8 protein-coding genes are annotated in these 11178 nt (G+C 56.0%); 3 read left to right on the top strand and 5 right to left on the bottom strand.

The window, feature by feature from the left end; genetic code table 11:
- Positions 1-79 precede the first annotated feature (79 nt).
- Together HOO88_07270 and HOO88_07265 are read left to right on the top strand one after the other, a co-directional pair.
- A complete protein-coding gene (locus HOO88_07270; GenBank protein ID NOU36554.1) occupies positions 80-1084 on the top strand; it encodes an NAD-dependent epimerase/dehydratase family protein in 1005 nt (334 codons plus the stop codon).
- Positions 1081-1674 carry an XTP/dITP diphosphatase gene (locus tag HOO88_07265; GenBank protein NOU36553.1) on the top strand — a complete coding sequence of 198 codons (594 nt, stop codon included), beginning with the start codon at positions 1081-1083 and terminating at the stop codon, positions 1672-1674. Before HOO88_07270 ends, HOO88_07265 begins: the two co-directional genes overlap by 4 nt.
- A gap of 3 nt (positions 1675-1677) precedes the next feature.
- Here the strand turns inward: HOO88_07265 and HOO88_07260 are convergent, their stop codons facing one another.
- Positions 1678-4422 (bottom strand): hypothetical protein, encoded by a 2745-nt coding sequence (locus HOO88_07260; protein ID NOU36552.1) that lies wholly within the window; start codon positions 4420-4422, stop codon positions 1678-1680.
- A gap of 202 nt (positions 4423-4624) precedes the next feature.
- Between HOO88_07260 and HOO88_07255 the strand changes: the two genes are divergently transcribed.
- Positions 4625-5950: a sulfatase gene (locus HOO88_07255; GenBank protein ID NOU36551.1), complete on the top strand. Its 1326-nt coding sequence runs from the start codon at positions 4625-4627 to the stop codon at positions 5948-5950.
- Between the two features lie 98 nt (positions 5951-6048).
- Here the strand turns inward: HOO88_07255 and HOO88_07250 are convergent, their stop codons facing one another.
- The 4 genes from HOO88_07250 to ptsP form a co-directional block, all read right to left on the bottom strand.
- Complete coding sequence (locus HOO88_07250; GenBank protein ID NOU36550.1) at positions 6049-6798, bottom strand: hypothetical protein; 750 nt, start codon at positions 6796-6798, stop codon at positions 6049-6051.
- Between the two features lie 93 nt (positions 6799-6891).
- The gene (locus HOO88_07245) at positions 6892-7233 is read right to left on the bottom strand and encodes a P-II family nitrogen regulator (GenBank protein ID NOU36549.1); all 342 of its coding nucleotides are present in this window, start codon (positions 7231-7233) and stop codon (positions 6892-6894) included.
- Positions 7234-7250: 17 nt separating this feature from the next.
- On the bottom strand, positions 7251-8561 hold the full coding sequence (locus tag HOO88_07240; protein NOU36548.1) for an ammonium transporter: 1311 nt from the start codon (positions 8559-8561) through the stop codon (positions 7251-7253).
- Between the two features lie 242 nt (positions 8562-8803).
- Entirely contained in the window at positions 8804-11062 is a 2259-nt protein-coding gene (ptsP, locus tag HOO88_07235) for a phosphoenolpyruvate--protein phosphotransferase (GenBank protein NOU36547.1), read from the bottom strand.
- Between the last annotated feature and the right edge of the window lie 116 nt (positions 11063-11178).

Raw genomic sequence — 11178 nt, 5'->3', positions numbered from 1 at the left:
ACCAGATAGCCGTGTTCTGAAAAACAAAGTGGCGCGGCGGATTTTTTTATGTACTGTCTGGCGGCTTGGAGGAGCCTTTATGAAAGTTTTGTTTATCGGCGGGACAGGCAACATCAGTTCAGCAGTCACAGAACTGGCGGTTAAAAAGGGAATCGAATTGTGGCATCTCAATCGCGGTCATGCGGCATCCTTTCCGGTGCCGGCGGGCGTAAAGACGATTCATGCCGACATTCGTAACAAGGCGGACGTCGCGGCGGCAATAAAAGGACATGACTGGGACTGCGTGGTCAACTGGATCACTTTTTTGCCGGATCAGGTGCAGCAGGACATTGATTTGTTCCGCGGCCGGACGAAACAGTATATTTTCATCAGCTCGGCCTCGGCCTACCAGACGCCACCGGCTTCACCGTTCATTACGGAAGAGACGCCGCTCGACAATCCGTTTTGGGAATATTCCCGCAATAAAATCGCCTGCGAAAAACTGCTTCTCGGCACCACCGATTTTCCGGGCGTCGTCGTGCGGCCTTCCCATACTTACCGCAACTGCATCCCGACCGGCGCAGGATCCTGGGACTACGCCGTTGTGCGCCGCCTCAAGGCCGGCGGCCCGGCCGTGATTCACGGCGACGGTTCGTCGCTCTGGGTTGTGACGCACGCACACGATTTCGCCAAAGGATTTGTCGGACTGCTGGGCCGGGCGGACACAATCGGCGAAGCGTTTCACATTACGACCGATGAAGTTCTAACGTGGAATCAGATTTACGAAACCATCGCCGACGTTTTTGAGTGCAAGCCAAACTTCGTGCACATCCCGAGTGATTTTATTGCAAAGATCGACCCCGAGATCAACGGGCCGAGCCTGCTGGGCGACAAAACGCACAGCGTTATTTTCGACAACAGCAAAATCAAACGCTTCGTGCCGGATTTTAAAGCGACAATTTCCTTCCGCGAGGGGATGCAGATGACGCGCCAATGGTTCGATGCCGACCCGAAGCGCAAAGAATCGTTGGTATGGGAGCTGAAAGCTGAAGCAGCCGTCGACCGCGTTCTGGCGGCATGGCACCGTGGATTGTCTGCTCTATGAAACTCGTTATCGCCACACGCAACCGGCATAAGCTCGAAGAGATCCACGCCATCTTTGATTTCCAAGGGTTGGAAGTCTGTTCCGCGTTTGATTTTCCGGATATCCCCGACGTCGTGGAAGACGGCACCACACTGGAAGCCAACGCGATTAAAAAAGCGGTTGAGATTTGCAAAGCCACCGGACTGCCCGCGCTGGCCGACGATTCCGGACTGGAAGTCGAAGCGCTGAACGGCGAGCCGGGCGTTTATTCGGCCCGCTGGTCCGGGGAAGGCTGCTCTTACCACGACAACAACTTGAAGCTGCTGCGCGAACTGGCCGGGAAGAAAAACCGTCATGCACAATTCCGTACCGTCATCGCCCTCGCCCTGCCCGGCGAAGAACCGCTGACGGTCGAAGGCTCGGTGCAAGGCCGGATTATCGAAGAACTGCGTGGCGATCAGGGCTTCGGCTACGATCCGCTGTTTGTTCCGGACGGCTACAACCAGACCTTCGCCGAACTTCCGGCGGAAGTGAAAAATAAAATCTCGCACCGCGCCCGCGCCCTCAACGCCGCTTCCAATGTATGGGCACATTTTCTGCAGCCCGCATAAACTCTAGACCGGAAGCGTTAAACCGTATTCGTAATCGTAACGGTATTCCGGTTTCTTTATGCGAACCAGATAACTGTTTAATCCCATCGGCGGAACTTCAATCGCAAAGCCGCCGCGCGCCCGTTTGACCGGAGCGGCACCTTCTTCGATCCGCTCGGTGTGCAGACAGGGAACAAGCTGCCGCGCTCCGGCAATTTTTAAGATGCCGGTCTGCGCACAATCTGTCGGATTGAGCAGGCGCACAACGATGTGTTTGCGGTCGTGGCTCACTTTCAGCGCGGACAACATCAGCGCGTCGTTATTGCACTGAACGGCCGGAGCCGCCGTTTGTCCGTCCCATGCCGGAGCACGCGGTGAAATCTGGCCGTGGAACGCGATAGCGCGATCAAGAAACGCCGCCCGCAACACTCCGCCCGATTCCGCTGACGCGAACAGTCTCAATCCGAATGAGAGATTGATCTGCCGTCCGATCAGCTGGGCGCCGGGCACCGGTGTGTCAGGCCCGGCCATGGTCGGGCGGGTGTTCATTTCGTTGCGGCGGCGGGAAAGGAGTCCGATTGACCGCAGGACGCAAACAGCCAGCCGCTGTGATTCGCCGTTGTCCACAACTTCATAGTTCACCGGCAGACCAATCAACAGGGCGGCTCCGCCCTGCGCGTTTTCGGCGGCGATAAACTGGTCGGCAGTAAACTCGGGATGCACCCGGAACTCTTTCAGCTCCTGCCCCATTTCCGCCGCGTTGAATGCTCCGTTATCCTGCGTGCTGCAGGCCGCCGCTGGCGGCGGCTGAGGGCGCACTTCGTGCCGGACTTCGCAGAACTTCTGACCGGCCCGCGTATGATCCGTGCGAAACGGAAGTTCCAGATTCCAGCGCAGCCGATGACTCTTTGCCGTATTCAGCATGATCATATTGATGCGCAATTCGCGGTCGCCGCGAAAAAGCGTCAGGCGAATGGTTACCGGAAGGTCAACCGTTTTGCCGCTCCGTCCGTACCGGTCAGAATCTTCCGGCACCGGCAGCGTTCCTCTCAGCTCCATGCACTGACAGCCCGAACAGCCCGGAAGAATTTTTCGCTCGAAATGGATTCCGTCGAAGATCCGCTCGGTGTCATCGGCGATATCCGAAAAGTCATAGCTGTCGCCGCAGTCGCCCTGATCTGAAAAAAGTCCGGCATGCCGCAGAACCTGTCCGGTGACTTTATCGGTCACATCGAACGAGCCGTTTCCGTGAACATCAATACGCACCAGATCGTTTTCAAGCATGTCCGGTGTCATGGCCGTCAGCGGCCAGACTTCGCGAGGCTCCATAAAAAAGCGGATCGGTGCAAACGGATCCAGCTCCGTCATCAGCTCAATCTCGGCGAACCGGTGAGGATGTTCAATCGAGCGGCCCCGGCGCAGTTCAACAAACGGAATCTCCCGGCCCGCTTCGTCCACAACGGCGTAAAATTCCGGCGGCGGAGCGTCGCCCCATTTTTCGAAGCCTTCGAAATCCATCGTGATACGGGCCTGACACAGGCGACGAAACGGCTGCTGATTGACCAGTATGAATCCGTACCGGCGGTCGCCTTCGCGCCGTCCGCCAAAACGGTGCTGGAGAACATCGGACATCCGGCGGCGCACGGCATCGGCCGCGTCAAACGCTTCATCCATCTGGTATTCGTCGTCCTCGTGCACCTTATCGACACTGCATCCGGTGATATCATCGTGGGGATGCGTCTTGAGCAGATGTTTCCAGGCGGTGCGCAATACGCTGCCGGTTGAGTCGAGCCGTCCCAGCAGAGCGCAATGTGCATCTGCGGGTTCCGCCACATGAGTCAGCAGACGCTCCACATCCGCATTGGTCTGTTTAAGATGAATGCGCGTAGACACCGTGCCGCCCAGAATGTGACTGCACCCGGTGCCGCGGAATTCTCCGCGATAACGCAACCAGTCGCCTGATTCCTTTTTCTCTACGCCCGAAGCCAGATCGTCCAGCACGGCGTAGGTGAAATTAAACCCGCTGCGGGCGGTGGCGTCTTTCATCGCCTGATCCAGTTGCGGCTGAGGAATCATGTGGTCGACGCCCGCCAGCAGAAGCCGGGGCGAACCCTGAGCGTCATCCTGCTGTGTCGCGGCGGCAATCAGCCGCTCGACTGCTTTTTCATGATCGTAAGCCCATTGAATCCGGCCGGGCAGCGCACTGCCGAGGTGGGCCGCGTTGGCGTAGCCGTCGCGCAGGCGGAATACCTGCACCGGACTGCCGTCGGAACCTTCCCAGATGAACATGCGCAGTTCATGCGGCACGCAGCCGGAAGTTCCGCGCATAAAACTGATTTGCTGGAACCCGGCGCCGGCGGCGACCGTCGGCAGGTCCGCCGGAAATCCAAAAGAGTCGGGCAGGTAAAGCATCCGCGGAGGAGTGCCGCCGAGCTGGCGAACCAGTTCGCTGCCGGTCAGCAGGTTCCGAATGAGCGACTCGCCGCCGGTGCAGTAGTGGTCGGGAAGCGTGTACATCGGCCCCAGTTGCAGGCGGCCCGATTTGACGAGCTGCTCAATCTCTTTCCGGTCTTCCGGGCAGGCTTCCAGATAGTCCTCCAGCGGGACGGTCTGTCCGTCCATCACGAACCGGTAGTCCGGGTGCAGCCGGAACTGGGTGAGCATGGCCTGTATCAGATCAATCAAACGAACACGGAAGCGCTGAAACGTCCAGTACCAGGCGCGATCCCAGTGTGTGGTTGGCATGACAAGAACCGGCTTTTTGTCCATTTTGTTTTCCCTAAACTGCGGATGTTTTGCGGAATCTAATGTTTGGGCCATCGCCCCGACGGCGGAAAAGATATGTCATGCCGGAACCGGACGGCAAACTTCTTCCGCTTGTTTTATCGCCGGAAAAATTTGGACTTCTACGGTCAACGGGAAATAGATAGCCTTCGCGCCATTGCTTTTAGTTCAAACCAAGGAGATTCCCGTGAATGCAATCTGGATTTTCGGCGATCAGCATCCGGCTCATGCGTTGAGCTGTAACGGCAACGTGAACCTTCAAACGCCTGAAATAGACCGGCTGGCCGCAGAGGGAGTGAATTTCACGCGGGCCGTGTCCGGGTCTCCTCTTTGCTGTCCGTTCCGCGGCTCTTTGATTACCAGTCTTTACCCCCACGAGTGCGTGCCGGGCCATCAGGATCCTATGCCGCAAAATGTACCGACCGTAGCGAATGCTTTTGCCGCAGAAGGATATGAGACCGCGTACTTCGGCAAGTGGCACCTCGACGGATTCAAGGAAAACTTCGACCGGCGCGGCGCAATGCACATTATTCCGCGGGAACGGCGCGGAGGATTCGATACGTGGATCGGATACGAAAATAACAACAGCCAGTGGGACTGCTGGGTTCACGGCCATATGGAAGACGGCTCCAACGTCGAACACCATCTGCTCCCCGGCTACGAATCGGACTGTCTGACCGACTACATGATTGATTTCCTCAAGCAAAGAGATTCCAAACAGAACAAACCGTTCTTTGCCGTACTGTCGGTGCAGCCTCCGCACAATCCGAACGTGGCTCCGCCGGAATATATGGAAAAACACAAACCCGAAGACCTAAAGCTGCGGCCGAATGTTCCGAACATACCCGGCGTTCTCGAACGTACCCGTCGCGATCTGTCGGGAGCTTACGCACAAATCGAAAACCTCGACTGGAATGTCGGGCGGATTCGCAAGGCTCTTGAAGAAACCGGATTGGATAAAGACACTGTGATTCTGTTCTTCTCCGACCACGGCGATATGCATGGATCTCACGGCCAGCATTACAAGACGTGCCCGTGGGAAGAGTCTGTCCGGGTCCCCTTCATCATCAGCGGCCCCGCCCGGCTTACACAGCAGGGTGGACGGAAATCGGACGCGGTGATCAACCATGTGGATATCGCGCCGACAACGCTGGGTCTTTGCGGATTAACAGTTCCGACATGGATGCGCGGCTACGACTATTCCCCTATCTATCTGGACGACCGGGAACAGCTGCCGGAAATGCCCGATTCGGCTTTTCTTCAAATTGTCGTCCCCACTTGTCATGCGGACAGCACAGATCGCGCATGGCGGGGAATTGTCACGACCGACGGCTGGAAGTACGTCGTGCTGGAACACCAGCCGTGGCTCATGTTCAACCTGAACGACGATCCCTATGAGCTGGCCAATATGGCTCATAACACACGGTATAAAGTGGAACGCAAACGTCTGCACGACCGGCTGGTGCAGTGGATCAGAGAAACCGGCGATACCTTCACCATGCCGGAAATATAGCAGGACAAACCGTTCCGCAAAGATCCGCGCTCCGAGTAAAAAACAAACCCGCCCCGGAAATCCGGGGCGGGTTCTTTCTGTGAGAACCTTCTGCGATCTTAGAAGGTACAGGAGAGGCCGAGCGTTCCATAGACCGGCGTGTCGTATCCTGAACCGGGAACGCCGCTAGTGGCATCCGGCAGTACATTGTCGTCCAGCTGAGCAACATAGTTCAGTGAACCGTTGATCGCCCAGTTCTTGGTCAGCGCATAGCTCAGGCCGACTTTGCCGACGCCGTCCTGAAAACCGTCATCCCCGACGTCTTTGATGGCATAGCCAACCGTGACTCCTGATGTGAATGTCAGCGTTTCGGTCAGAGCTTTCGTGTAACCGAGAGCGCCTTGAATGTACCAGTTCTGATCCACCGCACCGCCCAGACCGTAGTTAGCGGTCAGCGAGGTGTACAGACCGGTATCACCAATCCCCTTGCCGACGCTCAACGCAACTTCTTTGTCGGTAGCCGCGCCGCCGGGGTATGTGTACTCGGTGTAGGTTGCGCTCAGATCAACCACTTTGACCGGCAACGTGTAAGTTGCGTAGTAGTCGATTTCCGAGAACTTTTTCTCCAACGTTCCACCGTAGTCGCCGATGTCGTAGTTCGCCCAGGTGCCGACCGCGATGGATCCATATTCTGCCGGAATCGGGAACCCGGAAATTTTTGCTCCGGGTTGAAATACGAGTCCGTCATTGAGCGTTACTCCGCGGAAGATATAAGCGCTGGCAAAGTCTGCCGTAGCGCTCACATCAGCCGCATGAACAACCCCTGCGGCAAGCCCCGCAGCCATTATCATCATTATTCTTTTTTTCATGTTCCTGTTTTCCTTTTCTTTCAATTTTTTCCGATGCGCCCGTCGGCCTCTTTCCCCGTGCCGGCCGCACGGGCGCATTCTTTTACAACTTCATCAGCCGATCGCTACTGCGCCGGTTTCGCCGGTCCGTATGCGCATGCAGTCCTTCAGATCCAGAACGAATATTTTTCCGTCCCCGATCTCTCCGGTGCGCGCACCTTCGGTAATGGCATCCAGCGTCGGCTTTACGAAGTCCTCGTTGACGACGATTTCCAGCTTCACTTTTTTCAGCAGGCTGCCCGCCTCCTTGTGACTGCGGTAAACTGCGGCAATGCCTTTCTGCCGGCCGCGGCCCATCACTGTCGAAACGGTCACCAGATGAATTTCTGCTTTCTCAAGCGCGTCCAGAACCGGGTCCAGCCGGTCGGGTTGAATAATTGCGACTATGTATTTCATGGTTATATTCCTTTCCGTTAGTCGATTGTTGTGTAGCCGGCTTCTTTATGCTGAGTCAGGTCCAGCCCCACCCGTTCTTCGTGTTCGGTAACACGCAGACCCATGAATTTGTCCACCAGCTTCAGCAGGATAAACGACACGACGAGCGAATAAGCCACCGTGATCGCAACGGCTTTGAGCTGAATCAGGAACTGTCCCGGGTTGCCGTGCAGCAGACCGTCGAATCCGCCGACCGATTTCTCAGCCCAGATACCGGTTGCCAGCGCGCCCCAGATACCGCCCACACCGTGGACACCAAAGGCGTCCAATGTGTCGTCATATTTGAATACAGCTTTGATGAACGTAACGGCGATGAAGCAGATGAGCGAAGCGCCTGCACCGATCCAGATGGCGCTCATCGGCGATACGAATCCGCAAGCCGGTGTAATGGCCACAAGCCCTGCAACCGCACCGGTGATCATACCCAGCGTTGTAGCCTTCTTGTGATAGATCCAATCGCAGATTGCCCAGGTCAGCCCGGCGACAGCGGCGGCCACATGAGTCGCTACGAAGGCATTTCCTGCCAGTCCGTTGGCCCCCAGCGCGCTGCCGGCATTAAACCCGAACCAACCGAACCACAACAGCCCCGCGCCCAATACAGCGAACGGAAGGTTGTGCGGCGGAGACATCGATCCAACGCGCTTTCCTAGCATCAGCGCAGCTACGAGGGCAGCGATCCCTGCGTTAACATGCACCACGGTACCGCCAGCGAAGTCCAGCGCTCCAGCCACGGCATTGCCAGCCGCGTCAAAGCGCGACAGGAATCCGCCCAGACCCCAGACCCAGTGAGCAACCGGATCGTACACCAGTGTCGACCACAGCAGCATGAACACGCAGAACGCCGAAAACTTCATCCGTTCCGCAAAGGCGCCGAGAATCAGCGCGGGTGTAATGATGGCAAACATGGCTTGGAAGATCATGAACACCGAATGCGGAATCGTCGCGGCATAACCGGTGAACGGCTCCACACCGACTCCCTTCAGGAAAGACCAGCTCAGATTGCCAATCCACCCTTTCACATCCGGGCCGAAGGCCAGGCTGTACCCGAACAGCACCCATTGCAGCGTGATCAGACAGATGACCACGAAACATTGCATCAGGATTGAAAGGACATTCTTTTTGCGGACCAGACCGCCGTAAAAGAAGGCCAAACCAGGGATCATCAGGAAAACCAGCGCCGTGCTTATCAGCATCCACGCCGTATCACCCGTATTGACCACCGCCGGCGGAGCAACAGCGCTAACTGCTTCAGCCACCACATCCTGACTGTATCCACTTCCCGCAAGCATCATCATGATGCCGAATAAACCGCAGAGCAGACCGGCTCTGCCAAACATAACTTTCTTCCTCATACAACACTCCTATCTGTTTGTACTTCGGTATGCCTTAAAGCAAAAGTTATGCCGATATTATTTATTGGAGACAGATTTTAATGTAACTCATTCGATATTAATTGATAATGAAATTTATTCCGTAATACCTATTATGGAAACAGCCGCCTTATAACAAACAATTTTGTTCCTTTTTATTGCTAAGGAGCGAAATTGTATCTGTTAATAATAGCCTCAACTTCGCTGACACGACCGGCGACCAACATGCGGCGGGCTGTATAAACAGCTTTCTCCATACTGACCTTTTCGATCACCTGCTGAACGTCGTGCGCCCGGCGCGGTGCCAAGCTCAACTTCGTAATGCCCACTCCTAGCAGAAACGGTATCATCTTAGCATCCATGGCGATGTCGCCGCAGATGGAAACATCTTTCCCGTGTTTTTTCACCACGGAAACAACCCGCTCGATCGCGCGCAGAATAGCCGGATGATGCGACAGATAGAGCTTGGACACCTGATCGTTCGTCCGGTCAACCGCCAGCATATACTGAATCAGGTCGTTGGTACCGATCGACACAAAATCGACCTCGCGGGCAAGATCCTCGATCAATTCGACCGCCGACGGCAGTTCCACCATAATGCCGATCTTTGTACTGCGATTATACACCACGCCGCGCTCATCCAGCTCCCGCATACAGCTATAAAGCACATCGCGGGCTTCAATAAATTCGTCGAGCGACGAAATCAGCGGAAACATGATCCGCGTATTGCCGCCGACCCCGGCGCGCAGAAACGCGCGCAGCTGTTCCGAAAAAATATCTTTGTGCAGCAGTGAAAAACGGATGGCGCGCAAACCAAGAAACGGGTTGGCCTCTTCCGCTTCGCCCTGATAGGAAAGGACTTTATCGCCGCCGATATCCAGTGTCCGGAACGTCACCTCGCGCCCGCCCATCGCTTCTACGATCCGGCCATACACCTGATACTGCTCCTCCTCAGACGGAAACGCATTGCGAATGATGAACGGAAATTCACTGCGATAAAGCCCGATTCCCTCGGTACGGAACTTTTCCGCCAGCTTCAAATCGCTCAGCAGGTTGATATTGGCGAAAAGCTGAATACGCGTGCCGTCCGCCGTAAAGGTTTCCGCTTTGACTGACGGGGCTTTTTCCAGCGCTTCAACCGTGCGGCTGTGTTCGGCATATTCTTTCAGTACGTCGTCCGACGGGCGGACATAAATAGACCCCTGATCGCCGTCCATCAGCAGTTCGCACGATTCGCAGAGAAGTTCGAGCTGTTGCGGATCAATCATCACCATCGGCTTCTGCAGTGAGCGGCAGATGATGGCGTTATGCGAAGTCACCCCGCCCTGCACGATGAAGCCTTCGGCTTTTTCCGTGGCCAGCTTAAGGATATCCGACGGCAACAATGTGTCCGCCACAATGATCTGTCCGCTGTAATCACCGTGAACACGTCCGCCGCCGATCAGATTTTCGAGCAGGCGGTGACCCAGATCTTTGAGGTCATGCACCTTTTCCTGCAGCCGGGGATTCGAGCTGGCGGAAAAAATCTGAATGTAGCGGTTCACCAGCTCAACGATCGCTTCGACCGGCGGCTTGCCATTCTCGATGCGCCGCCGGATTTCTCCGGAAAACTCGTCGTCCGCCAGAATCAGCAGGTGCGCGCTGAAAATCAGCTGAGCCACATCGGAAAGCTCTTCGTCCGCTTTGCGTTGCAGATCCTTAAGCTGCTGCTCGGTCTGTTCCAGTGCGAGGTCAAAATTTTGAACGGTCAACCCTTCCGGAACGCCGGACGGAACCTGAAACGATCCGCCGCGTCCTGAAATAATAAAAGTCGCCTTGCCCTTCGCCACGCCGCCGCTGGCCGGACGGCCCTTTATCATCTTCGGCACCGTTTTCGTCTGCGGCTTTACAACAACTTCGTCCCGCCGGTGCAATTCCTGCAATAACGTGGCGTTCTCGATCACGGCGGCAAGCTGGGCCGCAATAGCGCCAAGTGCCCGCTCGTCTTTTTTATCAAAGTAGTCCGGCTCCGGATCCTGTACAGCCAGCACGCCGACGCGGGTCAACCCGCGCCGGATCGGCACGGCAAGAAACGCCTGAAATTTTTCCTCGTTGATCCCGGAAACCGGCTGGTATTTCGGGCTGAGATATCCGCGAGCTTCGCGGATTGCGCGCAATTCCTTAAGGGCGAGCCCGGTCAAACCCTGTCCAAGCCGCAGCTTCACCTTGCCGACCGAATCCGGACTTAGCCCTTGCGTAGCACGCAACGTAAGCATCCGTTCCTTGTCGTCATAGATATAAATCGAGCAAACCGCCGACTGCATGTGATAAGCCACCACACTCACGGCGGCTTGCAGGAAATCGTCGAGACTGCTGCTCTTCTCAAAGAGCGACGACAGCTCGGCGATATCGCAGATCAAATTAACATTGGCTTTGCCCATAAAAAATCCCCTGTAAAAACAGGCTTGTTGTACCCTGTTTTTCCGGTGTTTAAAAGCGCCAACATCTCCATAAACTGTTCCGGTGATTGCTGAGAAACGAAGCCTTGCCTGCGAAA

This window comes from Kiritimatiellaceae bacterium (assembly GCA_013141415.1).
Classification (GTDB): domain Bacteria; phylum Verrucomicrobiota; class Kiritimatiellia; order Kiritimatiellales; family Tichowtungiaceae; genus Tichowtungia.
This window is presented reverse-complemented; position numbering and strand designations above follow the sequence as displayed.

Coding starts and splice junctions, on each gene's coding strand:
- HOO88_07270 (NOU36554.1), top strand. CDS start 80: ATGAAAGTTTTGTTTATCGGCGGGACAGGCAACATCAGTTCAGCAGTC.
- HOO88_07265 (NOU36553.1), top strand. CDS start 1,081: ATGAAACTCGTTATCGCCACACGCAACCGGCATAAGCTCGAAGAGATC.
- HOO88_07260 (NOU36552.1), bottom strand. CDS start 4,422: ATGGACAAAAAGCCGGTTCTTGTCATGCCAACCACACACTGGGATCGC.
- HOO88_07250 (NOU36550.1), bottom strand. CDS start 6,798: ATGAAAAAAAGAATAATGATGATAATGGCTGCGGGGCTTGCCGCAGGG.
- HOO88_07245 (NOU36549.1), bottom strand. CDS start 7,233: ATGAAATACATAGTCGCAATTATTCAACCCGACCGGCTGGACCCGGTT.
- HOO88_07240 (NOU36548.1), bottom strand. CDS start 8,561: ATGCTTGCGGGAAGTGGATACAGTCAGGATGTGGTGGCTGAAGCAGTT.
- ptsP (NOU36547.1), bottom strand. CDS start 11,062: ATGGGCAAAGCCAATGTTAATTTGATCTGCGATATCGCCGAGCTGTCG.